The following is a 19,709-nucleotide window of genomic DNA, read 5'->3' on the forward strand; positions in this document are numbered from 1 at the left end:
AATATGCTTTCTGAATATGCTGTTCATTATATCCGGGTTAAATACAGAACCAGTGTGGCCAGTGCGATAGCCGGGCCAAACGGAATATAAAACTCATGACGGCATATATCCGGGTCAGCGTCATCCACCTCCCGTTCTGTTCCGGCCTCCGGCCGCCCGGATGGCACCAGAATACACCGCTGATAAAACCGTCGTATGCCATACAGCATCCCCCCCGCCACCGCAGAGAACAGAATCAGCCACGGCACCTGAGCCACACCGACCCAGACCGCAGCGGCAGCAAAGAGTTTGGCATCACCGCCGCCCAGCCCCTCATAGCCACGGACAGCATGGTATCCCCGCTGAACGCCCCGGATAAGCGCATAAGCCAGGACACAACCCGCCACGGACTGAAAGGGCGCCACCGGCAACAGGTCACAGACAGAAAACACCATACCTGCCCACAACAGCCCGAGCGACAGCACATCCGGTATCAGATAATGGCGGAAGTCAATAACCGTGATGCAGTACAACAGGCAGAACAGCGTCAGTGGCGGCAGCAGGCCCGCAGCACCGGAAAACGTCAACAGGGTGTTAACCGGCCCCGCCAGGTACAGGTACACCCCGGCGAACCACAGCCCGGTCACGGCCTCCGTCAGCGGGTAAACGACCGGAATACGCGTCCGGCAGTTCCGGCACTTGCCCCGCAACACAAGCCAGCTTACCACCGGAATATTGTCATAAAATTTAATCCGGCTCCGGCATACCGGACAGTGTGAAGGCGGCCAGGCCAGTGAAATCTGCGTTTCACCGTCCGTACTGAAGAGTATCCGGGGCAGGCGGTAAATAACCACATTCATGAAACTGCCGGCACACATCCCTGTGAGCAGGCAGATCAGGAAAAACACCCGGTAATATATCGGTTCCGTCACCATGCTTTATTCCCGCGGTCAGTAACAGGCATTTCTTATCTGCATGGCGCTGGCGACATCCTTATCGTTTACTTTCAGAGGCCCGAACTGCAGTGGCTGACCGAAAACACTGAGCTTCATAAAGCCCTGAGATGCATCCGGATCGCCATTTTTCTGCAATACAAATGACAGGCTGTCGGTATTAACAAGATTGATGTTCCCGTTACTGTCTGACGGCAATGATAACGGTATAATATTTTTTATATAATCTGTATATTTCTGACTCAGTGAGTTTTCCGACGCCAGCGTGCCTTTATAAAAACTATTCCCCGTATAAAAATGATTTCTGGCATACGGGTCACTGTTACTGTCGGCAGGGCCGGGACTAATCATCGGCACCTGGACGGGATTAGTATAGGTCAGACGCAGTATATTTGGATTGTCTTTTGATTTTTCCCATAACCAGGTATACACAGCCTGGCCACTAACTTTAATATCCAGCCTCAGCGTTGTGATATTCCTGTTGCTGAGATTAAAAGTAAAGTTTCCTCCATCCGTCATCTGGGGGATGGGGAGCGCATAACCATAAAGCTCAGAAACGACGTCTCCGTTGTCTGACACGGGCCCGCTAACATCCTGCCATTGCTGTTCATCACGCGCGGGCTTTCCTGGCGTATAGCTTGTGAAAAAAACATGATTAAATATTATGCTGTCTGGAATATAATCAGGCTGGGGCGCACCACCATTGGGATTTCCGCCCCAGTTAAACCGGGGGTCAAGTGTTACGGGTTTATTCCTGCAAACCTGTTCGTAGCTGTGCCCGGGCAAACCGGGGGTGTTCTCCAGGACCGCGATCTTGCCTCCCGTCGCCTTCATAAAACAAAACTTTTCCCCAAATTGTGCCGGAACGGCGTCATGATGTACTGTGACTACGTTTGCTCCACTGGCTGTTCCGTTCTTTTTTATACTAAACGGAACAGTGAAATCACCGGCACCCGCCTTACCGGCCATACTCTTTGTTGCCGGAAACACACTGTAACTTTTACTGTAACTCTTTCCTTTAATGGCCAGCGTGATATGCGGGGTACCCTGTCTCAGACTGTTGAGCCGGAAATTAATATTTATCGGGTCACCTTTTGAGTGACAGGCTCTTGCCTGCAGTGACATCCGCGGATCCAGACTGAGCGCACCCGCCCGGGTGTAGTTAAAGTTCAGATTCTCTGCCGCCATCACTCCCGGCGACAGCAGCACCAGAGAAAATAAAATCCCTGTCTTTTTCAGTGAAGTGTTAATTCTCTTCATCTCTCTCTCCTTCTTTTAATGAAAGGAACTCATCTGTGATATCGCGTCTGACAGGGCATACAGCGCAGCAAACACCCAGACCACACAGCCTCCCAGTACCACCGTGGCCAGCGACCGCAGAATGCCGGCCAGCCATTCGATGTTCTCCGCAATATCCTTCCTGGCCCTCTCCGAGACGGACAGCAGCACGTCGTAGAATGACGGCAGGCTGGAATACAGACTGATGTTCAGCAGTTCACTCGCCCCCAGCAGACCGGTATTCATGGCTTTCCCGTAGGGCTGGCCCAGCGCCATATTGTTCTGCATGATGGCCAGGTGGCTCTTCATCCAGCGGTTGGCGTTGAGCCGGATAACATCCAGCGACTCATTGAGCGGAATATTGTTACGCATCATCGCTGACAGACTGCTCAGAAACAGGGAGGCCGACATCCTTTTATAGGTGGAGAAAGGCAGCACCCGGTCCAGGATGTTGTTACGCAGCCTCCCCGTGACGTTGTACATCACCAGCCGGATGACAATAACCACCACCACAAAGGCCACAATGATGTGTATCCACAGCCCCTGATACAGCTCAGTCCCAAAGCTGTACAACACCTGCGTTATGCCCGGCCACCGGCTGGTCGGGATGACCTTCTCAAAGGCCGGAAACACCTTGACCGCATACCCGCCAATCACCACCAGGGCGAGACACAGCATAATCAGCGGGAAGGTGACGGCTTTTATCAGCTGTGAGCGCAGTTGCTGCTCGAACTTCAGCGTCGCCACGATACTGAGGAATCCCTCAGCCAGGGCACCGCTTTTTTCAGAGGAGTAAATCACCCCCAGCTCCACCCGCGGCACAAACCCCTCAAACACCCCCGCCACCGATTCCGTTGTGGCCATTTTGTCCAGAAATGCCTGCAGCTTTTTCACAAAGCCGGCCCCCAGCAGGGTTCTGCCTTCTGTCTGCAGTTTCACGACGGAGTCATACAGCGGCAGCTCAGCCTTAAGCATGTCCGCACAGAACTGGTAGAGATAAAAACGCTGTTTCTTAGTGAATTTTGCCAAGTAACACCTCCAGATTCTCCGGCTCCACGTCCCCGAACTCCAGGCCGAACCAGAGCACACACACCCGTCCGGCCAGCACGCAGGCCACGGCCTTTTCACGCAGGTCAAACCCTTCCGACAGCGTCCTGACCGTCTGTCGTTTTCTTCGCCACTGGCTGTAAACGCCATACCAGTCCTGACGGGATATGGCCTCCAGCTCCGGGTCCGTCGGGCGCATATATTCAATTACCAGCTGACGGGCGGAAATCCCGCTGTAGTTACAGCGCTCGCAGCCGTCACGGTTGCGCTCATACACATCAAAGGTTCTGCCCCCCAGCACGGCCCCGGGATGCGGCTTTTTGCAGTGGTCGCACAGCACCGGCAGCAGCTTCTGGCACTGCAGACCGGCAATGAACCCCGGCGTGGACAGCTTGTCGCTGGTCATCCCCAGCGCGGACAGGCGCTGCAGCAGCGTCACAATGTTGCCCGCGTGCACCGTGGTGAAACAGTAGTGCCCGCTTTCCACCGCACCCGAAAGGGCATTTGCAGAAACGGGGTCCCGAATCTCCCCCACCATCAGCACGTCCGGGTCACGCCTCAGGGCGGATTTGATGGCGATATGAAAGCCACCGTCATCCGCATCCAGGACCGAACTCTGCCTGGCGCCGGCAATCTGATACTCCACCGGGTCCTCAATGGTCAGAAAGCTGCCCTTGTCGTCATAGCGGTAGTGCTGCATCCACTCCATCAGCACCTTCAGGGTGGTGGACTTACCCGACCCGGTGGTCCCGGACACCAGATAAGCCCCGTACGGGTTACTCAGCATCCGCCGCATGTCGCCGGCCTCATCCTCAGACACCCCCATCTCACGCAGGTCAATCAGGCTGCTTTTACGCACCCCCGACGGAATGATGCGCAGTACAGCGTGATAACAGCCGTCCGTTTCGCCAAAGATGGGAAAGTGGGCGTAACGGAAGCGGTATTTCCGCCCGGCCAGGGTGTACAGAATGTTGGCACTCTGCGGCACACTCCTGTTCCACGTGGTCTCCTTGGTACTGGCCTGGACGTTGTAAAGCACAAACACCATTTCATCGCACCGGGTGGACAGCATCTGCTCATCCGGAATGAGCACCCCGTTAATACGCAGCTCCACGGTGGCGATAGCCTCCCGCCGGGTGATGTGTACATCACTGGCCCCCAGGGAGGTGGCATGCGTCAGCAAATCCTCCAGCTGACGCTGTATCTCCGTGGACTTGCTCTGGTTGTCCGTCAGTGAGGACAGCGTGAGGTTTTCCAGAATCTGGTAATACAGCTCTCCGGACACCAGTGCCGCGCCCTGGCAGGACACCTTTTTCACCCGGGTCAGGTACTCATAATCCACCTGCACCGCAGCAAGGGTGTCGATACGCAGGTCGCTGACCAGCAGATAATTCACGCCATCCTTCTCACCGCACAGCATGCCCTCTTCCGGCTGCCGGAACGTCCAGTCAGGCGAGGCCAGTACCGATTCATCCAGCATCACAACCGTGGTCAGTACACTCACTTCACTTCCCGGACCGTCAGCTGATTATTCTTCGCCGGCACCAGCCGGTACCTTTTCCCGTTGGCAGGAAACGTTTCGTGGCGTCCGACAAACTGCAGCTGTCCGTTGACCGATACCCCCACCCGGGACACCCCGGCTACCTGTGAAATCAGTACCACCGATGGCGGAGCGGCCCGGGATACCGGAGCAACGGGTTCATCGTGAACCGGAGTGGCCACCGGCGGCGCCACCGGCATCGAGGTCACCGCAGGCGCATTCTCACCACGAACCTTCTGCAGCTCTGCGCGCAGTTTCTCCAGCGCCAGCTCGTTACTTAACTGGCGTTTCTGTTGTTCAAACGCGATGTCATCCTGCAGGGCCCGCACTATCTGCTCCTGACCGGCAGTAACGGGGGGAGCATCCGGTGTCGCCATGCCGGTTGCCTGCTGAGGTATGGAAACGGCCGGCACCTCCTGTGCTGCCTGCAGATAAAAAGAGGCCAGAAATAACGCCGGAAGAATGATGTTTATTTTTTGCATAATAATGTCCCACTGATATCCAGGATGCCCTTTTTCCCGGCCACTGACTGAAAAATAAAGGAAGAGGAATACGGCCTGTTCTGCCAGAACGCGTGTACGCTGACGTAGTTATCCGGCAGTGACACCTGCCATTTACCAGCCAGCAGCCCGTGGTTATCGGGGTTGCCCGGCAGCGACGCCTCGTCAGCACTGACGGAGGATGCCGGCAGTGCCTTCAGGGTGAAACGCTGCCCGGCCTCCACCAGGGAGTTATAGCTGTACACATAGTTCAGGATGTCATTACAGGCCGGCTCACTGATTTTTTCCTGCCGGTTAAACGCCTCCAGAACCGGATTGCTGCTCATTCCTGACGGAATACCGGTGTAATCCACCGATTCCTGGGAAAAGGAGGGGGCATAGGACACGTTCCGGAAATACTTGTCCTGCACGCTGAACACGGTGTTCTGCCCGGCGAGATAGGAAAAACTACAGCTCTCCGTGGTGCAACTGAAACTGTCCTCCCGGAATCCGGCCAGTTCTATCGGCTGCCGGCTGCGCAGGATTTCCGTATACAGTGCAAGAAAACCGCGAACATCAGCGCCCTTCAGGGCGGTGGTATAAAAGTTATGAATACTGGTCCGCTTCTGCTGAAGGACCAGCGCCGCCCGGCGGGCCTGTTCCTCTTTCTCCACCGCTTTCGCATGGAAGTAATACCAGGTGCCGCCGACGACGGCAGCCACAAGTATCACCACCCCTCCGAACAACAGGGCCGTCCGGCCACGTGACGACAGGGTGTCCCGGTATAACCAGTTATATAGTGAACGGCTCATAATCTACCCCATCAAAATGAATACCGCCGGGATGGCCAGCAGAACCAGCCCGAGACACACCAGTGCGCCATAAAAAAAGTAACGCCGTTTTTTCAGTCGCTGCTGGTTGGCCTGATAGTGCGTCAGTATCTCGTCCGCACAGTCGTCAGAAAGCTCCCTGACCGCCAGTGCCTTGTACTGGCTGAACTTCCGGTCCTCCATCAGCGAGTCGAAGACCAGCGGACTGACCAGACAGTCAGTGCCCGGCACAATCACGCCATCACTGACAATCAGTAACCAGACCATCCCGTCACCGGTCCGGGAATAAAATATCCCGTCGCCATACAGCAGACGGATATACAGCGCCAGAGGCTCCCGGGCCGATGAGTGGTGTTCTGTCAGCCCCCTGAATTCACGCCCCTCCGGAAGCTCAGTTTTCTTCCCCGGCCGGTCTGAATTCTCACTGGCCACATCATAGGTGACGGTACGATACTGCCGCTCCAGCAGACTGCGGACCGCCCGGGTCCGTTGCGCATGCGTGGTGGACGGCAACGGAACCCACCAGGTGCCGGTATGCAGCCTGTGCTCTTTCATGATTTCCGTCAGCATTACCGGCCTTCCTGGAACGGTTTGTTGTAATAATCCACCCCGACCACCATCACCACGGTGGAGGTTGAGTCATTCCGGTTCAGGTTCCCGCCCAGAATCTTGAGCCCCTGGTCGTCAGCATTCACCTTCGTTTCATACTTCCCGACAATGATCAGTGAGCCCGGCGTGACATCCACGGTGTTGAACAGTTCGGTGGTGCTGATATTGGGTAACTGCACCTGGTTCTGGTCGCTGGTCGCCCCCTGCGGGAATACATCAATCCCGTTCAGGTTCTTTTTGGTGTAGGCAGACGTCAGCTCCACCCGTCCGTCGGACAGTACCCTCGGGGTCAGGATGACGCTGGTCCCGGTGGTGATGGTGTCGGTGGTGACTGACGAACTGAAAGAACCGCCAATCGTGTCAGAAAGCGTGCTGGTAATACCGGAGACATAGTTCTGGGATTCGGTCAGGTTCAGGGGAACCGGACTGTTATTGCGGGTCACCATGGTGCCGCTCTGCAGCACCTTACTGCCGGTAAGCTGGTAGAGTGCGTCCAGCTTCGCCGCCACACCCAGACGGCCATCGGCGTAGAAGTCACGACCAAAATAGATATCGCCGGAAGGCGTGCCAATCAGACCGGAGTTCAGGTTAAGTGACGTACCGCCACTTTTGAATTTCAGCCCCAGTTCGCCGTCAAGATTACGCAGCTTCTTTTTGTCCAGAATGAACACCTTGTAGGTGATGACAAACTGTTTGCTGTTGGCCTGCTTGTAATCCTTCAGGATACCCGCGAGAGCCGTGTACTCCGACGGCCGGCCGCTGAAGGTCAGGACGCCCACATCCTTGAAGACGTTGTACACCCCGCTGGAAACGTATTTCTGCGCCATGGCGGTGACATCATCCCAGAAGGTACTCTGGAATTTGGATTCGGATTTACCCTTCACGCCGCCGCTGATAGCTTCATTGCCGGACAGATCCAGACTTGAATCGTACTGGTTATCCTTACCGAAGAAGTCCAGCTTCAGGGCATAGGTGTTGTAGACATTCACCTGCAGGATATTGTCGTCGGTCAGCGTGACCGTAACGTCATACAGCGCAGACAGATAGCGCATGAACTCCTCAAAGGTACCGGAGAAGTTCACGCTGTTATCCCGGATAAGCGGTTCTCCCCCCGGGTTATCCTGCTGTGTGTTTTTCCCCGGGGGCTGGTCGTTGAGCCGGTAACTGGTTTTCGTCTGGGCAGACAGGGTCTCCAGCACCGTATTAATTGACACCGGGATTTCAGAACGGAACTCCACATGCCTTGCCAGCAGTTGCTGCTGTTTTGCACTGTACACCACCGGTTTTCCCAGAAACGAGGTGTCATATTTCATGAAAGCCTGCTGTTTCTGAGCGTCCAGCCCCTGAAGGCCGGGACTGCTGTCCAGCAAATCCTTATCGGTATATTTGTGATTAAAGTCGGTGGTACACCCCTGAAGCAGCAGTACCGCCATGAGACAGGACAGCGTGTGTTTAACATTCATCGTAATAGGATCCTTATTTCCGTCCTGTCTTACTGACCGTCAATGACGAGCACGTTATTTTTTTCATAGAGTTTGACCACCAGGCCATAGTTCTCGGAGCGGAACAGCTGCCCCAGCTGGTTCAGCACCTCATCCCGGTTTTTTCCGGTCAGGTGAATGGCACTGTAAATGAGGTAATCCCGGTTACTGTTCCAGAGCAGGCGCATCCCCTGTGATTTGGCCCAGGCATCAATATCCTGACTCAGCAGATGATTTTCCTGCAGGTTAATCGTCAGCCAGGGATTGTATGCCCCGGCGACAGCCTGCTGTCCGGGAGACACAGCCGCAGGCTGACCCGCAGAAGGTGGCGTGCCCGTTGTACTCCTGTCCTGCTGAGCGGCAGATACCGTCGGAGCCGGGTATCCTGGCTGCATACGTGCCCTGTCCCTGTCCGCCTGAAACGGACTGCGGGAAAGGTCGTTCGCGGAGGTACCGGCAGAGGCGTGAACCGCCGCCATGGAAAGCGATGACAGCGTCATCAGTACAATCCCGGAAATTATTTTTACTTTCATCTTTTCTTCCATTAATTAAATACCGGCAATATTTCAGAGAAAATAAATAAGCCCCACCCTGCCCGGAGAATATTCAGGGCTGCTGAACAGAACTGCACCAGGTCGTTATCATGACGGAAAGCCAGGGCGGGTTATAATACTGCCAGGGATGACCGGCAACGCCGGTATCTTCAGTCCCCACCATGGCGGCAATTCGCCATGTGGCGCCATCGGCCGACTGACTTATCTGCAGGACACTCCCCCCCAGCCGGTTGATGGAAACATCACTCCGGCTCAGGGCCACAAGATTCCTGGACTGGTTATCAAAATAGTGGCCAGGATTATTCGGGCTGATCGTTCCGTCAGGCGCCTTTCTCATACCGGAAACGACGGAGGATACCGACGCGCTGAGCCGGGGAAACATATCCACATGCGTACCGTTGCCATCCACCACATTCCGGGGACAGGTCTGTACCGGAACCGCAATGGCGCCATTATGAGTATCCGCAATTTCATCCGTATCCGGTCCCGGCAGACCACAGGCATTATCTGCCGAACATAAGTCTGTCGCGCCATCAGCCGGGTTCCGGAATAAAGGAGCGATTTGTCCGGTATTACCGAACGCTGCATAGCTGATTTGTGGGGAAGTGTAATATTCCTCAGCGGTCGTCCCGTCAGCCAGCAGACGGTTTCCCCTGGAAACCACATCCCCCACCTGCAGATTTGCGAACTCATGAATATTCTGACGCTGCTTTAATACCAGGGCGTCCTGCGCAGGCGAGGTCAGGCAGGGACCGGCGGCACCAGTCGTTGTATTCCAGCAGACTTTATCTGCAGAGTTCAGACCGTCAGTTCTGAGATAATCCCCTTTACCGTCAAAACTGAAGCGGATGGCATACGTCTGTCCGTGCTGTAATTTGTCAATCATGTCCGGCAGGTCACTGAAGTGAGCGAGGTTCACATCCGGGGTTGTCGGGGTCGCCGGCTGCCCCGTGGTTTTATCCAGTAATGTCCAGGCATTACTGGCCGCCGGAGTCTGTTGCCTGACCAGATATATGGCATTCGCATTCGGCGTAATTTTCTTCAGCCTGAACGCTGTCATTAACGGCGTGATAAACTGCTCAATCCGGGCCGGATTGTTATCCACCGGGGAGAAACTGATGTACACGTCCACCCGGTCAATGCCGACGGGGACGGCGGTGGTTGCCCCCGCAGGCCGGCTGACGGTACCTTTGTCGCTGACCAAATCAATACGTGAAATGGCAATTTCACTGCCTCTCAGCACAGGATTCTCATCACAGCTTAAAAACTGCTGATTGAAGTAAACATGACCTGAAGCACCGGCACATGCACTGTCTGTAAAATATCCCCGGACCGAATCCGGCCCCCAGACAGCCCGGCTCCATTTCAGGGAATGACTGTAATAGGTTGTTCCTGTGTCAGGATCAGTGACCTGCAACCCGTTTGAAACGGGTGTGGTCACGCTTTTTGACCATGACCGGGCAATATATGGAGAGACACTCTGGCTGGAGGCTTCTGCTGATGAACCGGGATGAGCCAGCCAGAGAGGATTCTTCTGTATGCCCAGCGTGTTAATATCTGCCGGGTCTTCAGATATGGGGTCAGCCGGTTGCTGATATAAGGGGTTGATGATTTTTTTCGTGACGTTATTAATGGTCGCGGTAATGCTGCCCGCATTAATAAACTGCAGGGTGCCATAAACGTCCTGGGCCACAGCATCAGCAGCAGTCTGGCGGGTTTTCTCATCAATTAATTTACGGGCATAGTTCCCGGCAGCCAGTAAAATAATCCCCAGGAAAGCCAGAACAAAAATAACCTCCAGCAGTGAAAAGCCCCGGGACTTTATTATCTTTTTTTTCATTAAGGTCCCATTCACCACGATATACTCCTGTATTTATCCACGATGAAAAGTACTCCCCGGCAGGGGAGCACTGATGAAACAAATAAAATCAACGGCTACCGAGAACTACGCTGTTACTCGAGTTGTCACTACATGCAGTAATGACACCATCAGCGGTAATCTGCGTGTTACCACCAGTTACCAGAGAGCGGAAAACACCTGAGCCGGTTAAAATGGCTGGTGTTCCAGGGTGAGTGGCATCTGCTCCCGGCACGGCGGGAGTGACACCAGTAAGCACGTCAACAAGATTAACTGAAGTATTATTATAGTGATACGCACCTGCAGGAGCATTATCAGTAACCTCAACATAATCGAAGCTGTTTCCTGCCTGGAGTAAGATATTACGGCACTGCTGTTGATTCAGACCATTAATCTCAATGAAATACCCCTTCTGAACACCATTGGCACTGATATCACCGGCCCCTGTACTAATGAAATCATTTGAAATATTATTTTTAGCTTCATCCGCAGATAATTTTCCGAGGGCAATCAGTTTCCCGATAGGTGTTGCCTGACCAGCGGCCTCATTTATTGTCTGGTCATTCAATGCGGCCGTGGCTGTCCCTGCTGGCAATGGATAAATACCCGTTGCCCCATAAGCATCTTTCATTGCGGTACGAATAGTATTGATATTAGTTGTCAGGTCAGTCATTGCCTTGGAGTCATACGCACGCTGAGCCAGAATAACCACCCCAGCGGCAATGGTACCGATAATACCCAGTACAATAATGATTTCCAGAAGAGTCATACCACGTTGCTTCTTCAGATTTAAATATTTCTCTGGCTGTGCCATAAAACGCTTTCTGATGTCCCGAAGGCAAATTGTTTTCATATTGAACCTCATTTATAAATATAAAATAACCCACCACTCATCGTAATGAATGATACAGTGCTGACAGATCCTCAATCTCACTCAGGTTGAAACGCTATCTCTTTTCCCGGTACGGACACTCCTTTATTTCCATCCAGAACAATCTGAAAAAAATGATGATGTTTTCTGCTCCTGAAATTACAGACCGAATTATCGATCGATAAGATCGATAATATTCATCACAATAAACGAATTATTCCGTAAGAAATTATAAAAAGTCGATAAAACAGTGAATTGCCTTAATAAGGCATCAGACGTCGGGATGGTTTTCAGGCTGATTATATTTGTAACCATTTAATTTTATAAAGAGAAACATGATCCAGATCATCTCACATATCTGTTTTTCGTAAGTCTGGAACCAGACTGAAGCGCTCAGGTGTACCCGGCAGGGTATTTATGCTGGAAGGGATATGCTCAGTGCTGTACTTCCTGATGTTTTATAAACACAGATTTCATTTATCGTAATAAAAAAATAAAGGAGGGCATCACATTGCGGTTTTGTCAGTGGCCCCATCCAGAACTGGCTCCTGTATTTTTGTCAGTGCCTGAGTCTCCCGGAACTGTGTCTGCCTGAGGGAGATTATCGCCCCGTCGTGAGGGAGAACCGGGAAAAGATATGTACCACCGGGGTGGGGAAATCAATCACAGCCCGGGAACGCACCGGTGCGGGATATCTCTGCGTCAGAAAAACCCGGATACGATTACCCATCCGGTCCTGAACAGTAACGTCATCAATCAAAGCTGCAGCGCCGGGAGAATCCGGCAAAATATGACTTATCAGCCAGATTTTCCCGGATATGGCCTGACAATTCAGATCAGAATAAGAGAGAATGAGCCAGGCCGGGTATCTGTGGAACTTCATCCGGACAGAATCGTCATTTTGTACCGTGCCAACAGCAACAAACATACCTGTAAACTGTAAATTTAGCAGAACCGTACGGATACAAAAATCTGCCAGAAAAAATCAGTCAGTCTGTAAATCCTGCAACAATGCAACATGGTGCTGTATCTGACCAATAAGTCCCACAAGCTGCTGACCCAGCACTTCCAGTTTTGTTAATTCCGCAGCCAGTTCACTGAATGTCATTCTCTCCGCACCTTTATCAACGAGTTCATTTATCACATCATGGTAACGGGAGTGAACCTCTCCGAGCAAACGATACGCCGGTAAATGAGAATACGCTTTTTTACCCCTGTCGTCATACCACCTGCCCAGCGCACAACTTCTGATACTGACCTGTTTCAGTACCTCACTGTCATACCCCCCCAGAATGATGGCCATAAACACCCGCTCACGCCAGAGGAAGTGTTTCACCATAATCACCGACAGGTCCAGTAACTCTGCAGAATATTTATGAGCGGAAGACAATCTGTAAATCTTCCCGGCAACTGACGATGATGTGTCATGTACTTCCCGGAGAGTGTGTAAAAACGATTTCTTTCTCGCCGGAGACAGTGCCCTGTATTCCTCGTCATCATTTCCGGCATTTTCTTCTTTATTACTGTTATCTTTATTACCTTTCTGCTCAAGGCGTCTGATGGTCACCCGACACCTGTTGGTACAACTCTCCAGTTCGCTGGCCAGCTCTCTTTGCTCATCGCAGAAGCTTTCCAGACTGCTCCGGATACCACTGAGGTTCTCAGTCAGGTGGCCAATACTGACCAGCTTACTCTGCTGGAGCCTGTAGACATACTGCAGTTTCTCTTTACTCTCAGGTGCCATAAATACTCCACGCTTCGACAATAAAAACCTCGTTCTGTTTTTTATCCCTTTGATAAAGCAATAATTATCAGCCTGTGAATTCGCTTCTATAAAATCATCTTATGAAAGAACCGGAGCTACTTTATGTCCGTCAGGTACCCTTTAAAAATTAAATATACTGTTCGTAACGATCGAATATGTCGATCGTTACGCCCGGTTATAACGAACCATGGCAGCCCGGATTTATCGGGTGAACATACCATTATCTCTCCATAAGCTTTGTATATTTACCGGAAAGAAACAATGTCGGCACTTCCCGTGTACCTCCTTCTTTCGTCGGTGGCCCTTTCATGAATGTGATGAAAATCACATTAATTAAAAAAAATACTCCGAATGAGAACCAGTTTCATTTTCTGCTCCCACCTGTTCCGGGGGTGACCGTCAGCTTTAAATAAAATTTACTGTTCAGTATAAAATCCCATAAAAACCACAAATAAAGTACGTGATTAAGGGAAAAAATATATTCAAAGGGACTATTAAGAATTTAGCTCTGTTGATTTTTTTACAACTATAATAGCCACATCCTCCCTCATCCGCCCCCGTGTTTTTGTCATTTATGTTTTCAGCCAGTTACCTAACTTATCGTTTTCACGATAATAATTATTCTGATAAATATTTTTTTGAGTATTATTCCTAATTTACGATTGATTATATCGATCTTATCGATCGTTTAATTTTAATGTAATCAGGTTGAGAATTTTCCTATAACTGCACTACACAGTGTCCGCTGATGTGTGTTCAGGTGATTATTTGAGCGCTCCCTTAATATCTATCTGTCCGGGGGTATTCACTCCGGAAAATGGGTTCATAGATTATTAAGGATAGCCTGCAAATAATTAACTGCGTCCCTGCTCATACTCAAATGAACCAGTTCCACATCATGTCTGCTGTGTTCCTCACTCGGGAAAACGATTTTATTTTTAGTGCTTTTATCCAAAGGAATAAGATTATGTTCAGAAAAACGCTTTTATCCGCAGCCACCGTTGCTGCCATGATGAGTACCGTACCTGCTTTTGCAGCACCTATCGCCACAACTGATGCAGGCCAGGGAACGATAGAGTTCACCGGCTCTGTTATTGATGCGCCCTGCAGCATTGTGCCGAACGACCAGAATATTCAGGTAAACCTGGGTCAGGTGAGTTTAAAAACACTATCTGGCGCAGATAAAACCTCCAGTGCAGTACCGGTCACCATCAATCTGACAGGATGCTCATTTGATGAGCCAGCTAGCGGGAGTACGACTGTTCAATATTCAAAAGTATCCGTGACGTTCCCGAATGCTCAGGCCCCGGCAAACGGAGATGCGACTAAAGGGGAAATAGCAAATAGTGCCACTAATCCGGCAGAAAATGTGGTGATTCAGCTCCTGAAAAGTGATGCCTCTACGCCTGTGGATTTGACAAAAACCAGCCCCACAGAGGGTGATATTCAGCTCGATACCACTTCGTCAACCAATAAGCTGCAATTCTATGCCCGCATGATGACTATTACCGGAGCAGCCAAAGCCGGCAGTGTCGGTGCCACAGTCACCTATAAACTGCATTATTTCTGATACAGGCGGTAGTCCGGTATTAATCAGGAATATAAAAAGCAAATAAACAACAAAAAATAAACGGTTCTTTTTTTATTAAACCCGCACAAACCGTAACAACACGGTATTTCGTGTGGAGGCTGTTTATTTTTCTTTTTCAGGCGTCCGGATAACCGGCTGGTTATTTATTGTCCGTGATTATCCGGATACCTGTTATTTATCCGGTGGATTATATTTCTGCGCATATGAATAAATTTAAACTGAACAGATTTAAACATACTTATTATTTACCTGTTTATATGCGTATGCAGTGTGTACAGATTTCCCTTATATGACATTCCGGTGAAAAGATAACGACATATATCATGAAAATGAAACGTCTGGCCTTGCTGGTTACCCTGAACATACTGTCGCTGCCGGTACTGGCGACGGAGTTCAGCGCCGGTTTTCTGAAAAACAGTGACCACAGCAGCGTGGATTTATCTGCCTTCAGCCGGGACGGCTATGTCGCGCCGGGCGATTACCTGCTGGATATTTATCTCAATGACAGACTCATCCGCAGTCAGTATACGGTCACCGCAGTGGACGCCGGCGACGGACGTTCTTTGTTCTGTATCACTCCGGCGCTGACAGATATGCTGGGCCTGAAAGAGGAGAGCCGCCGTCAGCTTGCTCCGGTGGAAGGGACAGGCGGCCGGTGTCTGAACCTGACCACGGCGGACAGCCGGGTGCAGTACTCGCCGGATAATCAGTCCCTGACCGTCACGCTGCCCCAGGCCTGGATGGAATATCAGGACCCTGACTGGGTGCCGCCTGCCCGCTGGGATGATGGCGTCAGCGCAGCGCTGCTCGACTATAACCTGATGGCGAACCGGTACATGCCGCATCATGGTGACACTTCCACCAGTTACAGCCTGTACGGCACTGCCGGATTTAACCTCGGCGCCTGGCGCCTGCGCAGCGATTACCAGTACAACCGCTATGACAGCGGAAACGGGAACGTGCAGTCTGATTTCTGGCTGCCGCAGACGTATCTGTTCCGCCCGCTGCCGTCGCTGCGTTCAAAGCTGACGCTCGGCCAGACGTATCTCAGTTCCGCCATTTTTGACTCTTTCCGCTTCGCCGGTATCACCCTGGCCAGCGATGAGAGGATGCTGCCGTCCTCCCTGCAGGGCTACGCCCCGCAAATCAGCGGCATTGCGAACAGTAACGCGCAGGTCACCGTCAGCCAGAACGGCCGCGTTCTGTACCAGACCCGGGTTTCCCCCGGTCCCTTTATCCTGCCGGACCTGAGTCAGAACATCAGTGGAAACCTCGATGTCAGTGTCCGGGAAAGCGACGGGACGGTTCACACCTGGCAGGTCAACACTGCCAGCGTACCCTTTATGGCCCGTCAGGGACAGGTTCGCTACAAGGTGGCGGCCGGCCGCCCGCTGTACGGCGGACGGCATAACAACAACACGGTCAGCCCCGATTTTATGATGGGGGAAGCCACCTGGGGAGCATTCAACAACACCTCCCTGTACGGCGGGGTCATTGCCTCCACCGGGGATTACCAGGCGCTGGCCCTGGGTGCGGCGCAGAACATGGGCATTCTGGGGGCGATATCGGCTGATGTCACCCGCTCACAGGCGCAGTTGCCGTCTGCACACACGCCACGCCAGACGGGCTACAGCTACCGGATTAACTACACCAAAACCTTCGACAGCACCGGCAGCACGCTGGCGTTTGTCGGATACCGTTTTTCCGACCGGCACTTCATCTCCCTTCAGGAATACCTGGCACGCTCCGGGTATGACGGGAATTACCTGCAGGATGAAAAGCAGAGCTATTCCGTGAGCTGGAGCCAGTACCTGGAAGCGCTCAGCATGAGTGCTTCCCTGTCCCTGAGCCGTATCAGCTACTGGAATACTGACGGCAGTAATAACTGGACGCTGTCGGTCAGTAAGTCGGCAGATATCGGGGCCGTTCACGGGGTTAACCTGTCGCTGTCCCTGTCCCGCAACCAGACGGCATACAGCCTGACGCAGAACCAGGTCTGGCTGTCAGTCAGCGTCCCGTGGGGCGACAGCCGCCAGGTGAGTTACAGCATGCAGAAGGATAACCGGGGCAGTATGCAGCAGACCCTGAACTACAGCGATTTCCACAGTCCCGACACCACATGGAATATCAGTGCCGGTCACAGTCAGTATGACAGCGGCAGCAGTAACAGCTTCAGCGGCAACGTTCAGAGCCGCCTGCCTTATGGTCAGGCCGGGGCGGACTTCACCCTGCAGCCCGGCCAGTACCGCAGTCTGGGACTGAACTGGTACGGCTCACTGACCGCCACGGCTCACGGCGCTGCCTTCAGTCAGTCAATGGCCGGGAATGAGCCCCGCATGATGATTGACACCGGGGGCGTGGCCGGGGTGCCGGTTAACAGTGGCAATGGCGTGACCAACCGTTTCGGCATTGCTGTGGTGAGTGCCGGCAGCAGCTATCGTCCGGGTGACAGCTCCGTGGATGTGTCCGCCCTGCCGGCGGGGGTGGATGTGACTGACCCGGTGGTCAGTCAGGTGCTGACGGAAGGGGCGGTCGGCTACTGGCCTGTTCAGACCAGCCGGGGGGAACAGGTTCTCGGGCATATCCGGCTGGCTGACGGGAAAAGTCCGCCTTTCGGGGCGCAGGTGGTCCCGGAGAAAACCGGTAAAACGGCGGGAATGGTCGGTGATAACGGGCTGGTCTACCTGACGGGCATTGATGCTTCAGAGCGCAATGCTCTGGTCGTGACCTGGAACGGCAGGACGCAGTGCCGGCTGTCCCTGCCGGAGAACGCGAATCTCAGCCAGGGCGCGCTGCTGCTCCCCTGTCGGTAACGGTCAGGCGTACAGCACGTGGCAGACATACAACATTATTCATACGGAGAGAACAGGTGAACAACAGACAGAAAGCGGGACTCATTGCCGCCCTGGTGGCAGCCCTTGCCGGGCCCGGTGTCAGTCAGGCGGCCATTAATGTTGACCGGACCCGCATCATCATGAGCAGCGATGCGAAGGCGGTCTCCGTCGGGCTGAGTAATGAGAGCCGGGACCAGCCCTATCTGGCGCAGTCATGGGTGGAGGACAGTCAGGGAAAGGCGACGAATGTACTGATGGCGCTGCCGCCGCTGCAGCGTATTGATGCGGGGAAAAAATCCCGGGTCAGGATCATGCGGGTGCAGAACAGTGGTGCCGCCCCGCTGCCGGCGGACCGGGAGAGTCTGTTTTATTTCAACGTCAGGGAAATTCCGCCCGCACCGGATGACAAAAGCAAAAATATTCTGCAGCTTGCCACGCAGAGCCAGCTGAAACTGTTCCTGCGCCCGGCCTCGCTGGCTGCGGAAGGGAGTGCCGCGCCCGAGCAGAAACTGGAGGTACTGCAGTCAGGCAGAACGCTGACGCTGAAAAATCCGACGCCGTATTACATCACGCTTGTCTGGCTGGGACAAAACCCGAAGCAGAAGCTGGCGGGCTTTAAGGAAGGAACGATGGTGGCGCCGTTTTCATCGCAGACGCTGAATACCGTCCTGCCTGCCGGTACGGACCGGATACTGGTGGGCAATGTGGATGATTACGGGGCAATGAGAATGAACCGTTTTACCTGTACGGCGGGGGAATGCACATTCCGGGAGCGTATTCATGATTAAGGCCGGGAATGGAACAATGAAAACACGGGATGACCGGACAGCGTTTGCGCAGAGCTGCAGGCTGAACCTGCCGGCGCTGTTGCGGTGGCTGCTGATGGTGTCTGTTCTGGCCGGGCCGGGGTATGCGTATGCCGCTGACTCAGATACAATGTGTACCACGACGGGGGGGAGCGGAACGGTAACTCTGAATGTTCCCCCGTCAGTCAGTTTCGCACCGGAAACCGCCCCGGGCCCCGGTACGGTTCTGTACACAAGCCCGCCGTATACCATTGACTACCAGTGCCAGTACGGTGGGTTCACCCGGCCCGGCACTGCCCTCCGGGTGGCGTTCGCCCGTCTTGGGGACCTTAAACCTTTAACAGATGCACTGGATAAGGCAGGGCTGAAATTAGAGATTCATCTGTCTGACTCATCCGGTGGCGGGGAGGCCGTCTTTGACCATTTCACCGGGTCCCCCGACTATGTCGGTATCGGAAGCGATTATATATCAACGGGTAACGGTATTCAGCATACCGGAAACAGGACGCTGACTATCCGGCTGAAACTGACTGTAAACAGAAAAATAGCCTCCGGGTTTTATGTTGTGCCTCCGCTGTCGTCATTCAGACTGTATGCTCACCTGAATAAAACAGGTTCCGCTATACAAATTAACACCACGGCAACCAGAATTCAGTATGTGCCGAATTGTTTCGTGCAGGCCGGCCTGAGCACGAACAAAGTGGATTTTGGGCCGGTGATAACCTCGGATGTGGACAACAATTTTTCCCTGCCGCGTACTTTTTCCATCCGGGCCAGCGCTGACAGTGACCCGGCCTGTGGAAAGAACCAGCTCACAGGGCCATATGAAGGTGTCGGGAATTATTATCTGCAGCTTCCGCTGAAAGTGGCTTTTTTAATTAACAGTGGCGGAACGCCGTCTTCTGACAATAAAGCGATTATTCTGAAGAATGAAAACAATGAGAATAATGGTCTTCAGCTGAAAATATCTGACCCTGCAGGAAACCTCGTTACGTTTAATAACGAGAGTGCATCCCTGCCCGAAGCTTCACCTGCCAACAAACTGGGGGAATTCCACGATGGTATATTTACAGTAAATAAACAATATACTGCCACCCTGTTACCAACGGGTAAACCAGTAAAAACCGGGAAATACAGGACGCAGGTGACGGTGAAGGTGAGTTATTACTGACGGACTCCGGCGGGGAACTGAATGATTAACGCCCGCCGGATGCCGCCAGTAAAATAATGAACA

17 protein-coding genes are annotated in these 19,709 nt (G+C 52.9%); 4 read left to right on the forward strand and 13 right to left on the reverse strand.

All coding sequences use genetic code 11. The annotated features are described in order from the left end of the window. Positions 1-26: 26 nt before the first annotated feature. The 13 genes from F4V72_RS00350 to F4V72_RS00410 form a co-directional block, all read right to left on the reverse strand. Positions 27-914 carry a prepilin peptidase gene (locus F4V72_RS00350; RefSeq protein WP_136058102.1) on the reverse strand — a complete coding sequence of 296 codons (888 nt, stop codon included), beginning with the start codon at positions 912-914 and terminating at the stop codon, positions 27-29. Between the two features lie 15 nt (positions 915-929). After that, on the reverse strand, positions 930-2,192 hold the full coding sequence (locus F4V72_RS00355; protein WP_136058101.1) for a hypothetical protein: 1,263 nt from the start codon (positions 2,190-2,192) through the stop codon (positions 930-932). Between the two features lie 15 nt (positions 2,193-2,207). Further along, positions 2,208-3,239, reverse strand: coding sequence for a type II secretion system F family protein (locus F4V72_RS00360; RefSeq protein ID WP_136058100.1), 1,032 nt, complete (start codon positions 3,237-3,239; stop codon positions 2,208-2,210). Beyond that, entirely contained in the window at positions 3,223-4,737 is a 1,515-nt protein-coding gene (locus F4V72_RS00365) for an ATPase, T2SS/T4P/T4SS family (protein ID WP_269059979.1), read from the reverse strand. The genes F4V72_RS00360 and F4V72_RS00365 overlap by 17 nt, the downstream gene beginning before the upstream one ends. 20 nt (positions 4,738-4,757) lie before the next feature. Then, a complete protein-coding gene (locus tag F4V72_RS00370; protein WP_136058099.1) occupies positions 4,758-5,279 on the reverse strand; it encodes a lngG in 522 nt (173 codons plus the stop codon). Continuing rightward, positions 5,267-6,088, reverse strand: a complete 822-nt coding sequence (locus tag F4V72_RS00375; RefSeq protein ID WP_136058098.1) for a hypothetical protein — start codon at positions 6,086-6,088, stop codon at positions 5,267-5,269. The genes F4V72_RS00370 and F4V72_RS00375 overlap by 13 nt, the downstream gene beginning before the upstream one ends. 3 nt (positions 6,089-6,091) lie before the next feature. Further along, the gene (locus F4V72_RS00380) at positions 6,092-6,676 is read right to left on the reverse strand and encodes a hypothetical protein (protein ID WP_136058097.1); all 585 of its coding nucleotides are present in this window, start codon (positions 6,674-6,676) and stop codon (positions 6,092-6,094) included. Beyond that, entirely contained in the window at positions 6,676-8,178 is a 1,503-nt protein-coding gene (locus tag F4V72_RS00385) for a type II and III secretion system protein (RefSeq protein ID WP_136058096.1), read from the reverse strand. Before F4V72_RS00385 ends, F4V72_RS00380 begins: the two co-directional genes overlap by 1 nt. A gap of 29 nt (positions 8,179-8,207) precedes the next feature. Then, positions 8,208-8,729, reverse strand: a complete 522-nt coding sequence (locus F4V72_RS00390) for a TcpQ domain-containing protein (RefSeq protein ID WP_232081653.1) — start codon at positions 8,727-8,729, stop codon at positions 8,208-8,210. Between the two features lie 73 nt (positions 8,730-8,802). Further along, entirely contained in the window at positions 8,803-10,590 is a 1,788-nt protein-coding gene (locus tag F4V72_RS00395) for a pilus assembly FimT family protein (protein ID WP_136058095.1), read from the reverse strand. A gap of 88 nt (positions 10,591-10,678) precedes the next feature. Next, positions 10,679-11,422, reverse strand: a complete 744-nt coding sequence (locus F4V72_RS00400; RefSeq protein ID WP_136058094.1) for a type IV pilus major pilin — start codon at positions 11,420-11,422, stop codon at positions 10,679-10,681. A gap of 658 nt (positions 11,423-12,080) precedes the next feature. Beyond that, on the reverse strand, positions 12,081-12,407 hold the full coding sequence (locus F4V72_RS00405; protein ID WP_136058093.1) for a hypothetical protein: 327 nt from the start codon (positions 12,405-12,407) through the stop codon (positions 12,081-12,083). Positions 12,408-12,464: 57 nt separating this feature from the next. Next, a complete protein-coding gene (locus F4V72_RS00410) occupies positions 12,465-13,223 on the reverse strand; it encodes a CZB domain-containing protein (protein ID WP_136058092.1) in 759 nt (252 codons plus the stop codon). A 988-nt stretch (positions 13,224-14,211) separates the two neighbouring features. Between F4V72_RS00410 and F4V72_RS00415 the strand changes: the two genes are divergently transcribed. The 4 genes from F4V72_RS00415 to F4V72_RS00430 all read left to right on the forward strand — a co-directional run bounded on the left by F4V72_RS00415 (position 14,212) and on the right by F4V72_RS00430 (position 19,646). Then, complete coding sequence (locus F4V72_RS00415; RefSeq protein ID WP_232081654.1) at positions 14,212-14,814, forward strand: fimbrial protein; 603 nt, start codon at positions 14,212-14,214, stop codon at positions 14,812-14,814. A gap of 344 nt (positions 14,815-15,158) precedes the next feature. Beyond that, positions 15,159-17,648, forward strand: a complete 2,490-nt coding sequence (gene stdB / locus F4V72_RS00420; RefSeq protein WP_150342416.1) for a fimbrial outer membrane usher protein StdB — start codon at positions 15,159-15,161, stop codon at positions 17,646-17,648. A gap of 56 nt (positions 17,649-17,704) precedes the next feature. Further along, complete coding sequence (locus F4V72_RS00425) at positions 17,705-18,457, forward strand: fimbria/pilus periplasmic chaperone (protein WP_150342417.1); 753 nt, start codon at positions 17,705-17,707, stop codon at positions 18,455-18,457. Positions 18,458-18,551: 94 nt separating this feature from the next. Beyond that, positions 18,552-19,646, forward strand: coding sequence for a fimbrial protein (locus tag F4V72_RS00430; RefSeq protein WP_232081655.1), 1,095 nt, complete (start codon positions 18,552-18,554; stop codon positions 19,644-19,646). Positions 19,647-19,709 lie beyond the last annotated feature (63 nt).

The organism is Salmonella enterica subsp. diarizonae (assembly GCF_008692785.1).
GTDB classification, from domain to species: Bacteria; Pseudomonadota; Gammaproteobacteria; order Enterobacterales; family Enterobacteriaceae; genus Salmonella; species Salmonella diarizonae.

Bases quoted from the DNA above. Each gene is read 5' to 3' on its own strand.
- F4V72_RS00355 (WP_136058101.1), bottom strand. From the start codon at position 2,192: ATGAAGAGAATTAACACTTCACTGAAAAAGACAGGGATTTTATTTTCT.
- F4V72_RS00415 (WP_232081654.1), top strand. From the start codon at position 14,212: ATGTTCAGAAAAACGCTTTTATCCGCAGCCACCGTTGCTGCCATGATG.
- F4V72_RS00400 (WP_136058094.1), bottom strand. From the start codon at position 11,422: ATGGCACAGCCAGAGAAATATTTAAATCTGAAGAAGCAACGTGGTATG.
- F4V72_RS00430 (WP_232081655.1), top strand. From the start codon at position 18,552: ATGGTGTCTGTTCTGGCCGGGCCGGGGTATGCGTATGCCGCTGACTCA.
- F4V72_RS00380 (WP_136058097.1), bottom strand. From the start codon at position 6,676: ATGCTGACGGAAATCATGAAAGAGCACAGGCTGCATACCGGCACCTGG.
- F4V72_RS00375 (WP_136058098.1), bottom strand. From the start codon at position 6,088: ATGAGCCGTTCACTATATAACTGGTTATACCGGGACACCCTGTCGTCA.
- F4V72_RS00350 (WP_136058102.1), bottom strand. From the start codon at position 914: ATGGTGACGGAACCGATATATTACCGGGTGTTTTTCCTGATCTGCCTG.
- stdB (WP_150342416.1), top strand. From the start codon at position 15,159: ATGAAAATGAAACGTCTGGCCTTGCTGGTTACCCTGAACATACTGTCG.
- F4V72_RS00390 (WP_232081653.1), bottom strand. From the start codon at position 8,729: ATGAAAGTAAAAATAATTTCCGGGATTGTACTGATGACGCTGTCATCG.
- F4V72_RS00405 (WP_136058093.1), bottom strand. From the start codon at position 12,407: ATGTTTGTTGCTGTTGGCACGGTACAAAATGACGATTCTGTCCGGATG.
- F4V72_RS00385 (WP_136058096.1), bottom strand. From the start codon at position 8,178: ATGAATGTTAAACACACGCTGTCCTGTCTCATGGCGGTACTGCTGCTT.
- F4V72_RS00410 (WP_136058092.1), bottom strand. From the start codon at position 13,223: ATGGCACCTGAGAGTAAAGAGAAACTGCAGTATGTCTACAGGCTCCAG.
- F4V72_RS00370 (WP_136058099.1), bottom strand. From the start codon at position 5,279: ATGCAAAAAATAAACATCATTCTTCCGGCGTTATTTCTGGCCTCTTTT.
- F4V72_RS00365 (WP_269059979.1), bottom strand. From the start codon at position 4,737: ATGCTGGATGAATCGGTACTGGCCTCGCCTGACTGGACGTTCCGGCAG.
- F4V72_RS00395 (WP_136058095.1), bottom strand. From the start codon at position 10,590: ATGAAAAAAAAGATAATAAAGTCCCGGGGCTTTTCACTGCTGGAGGTT.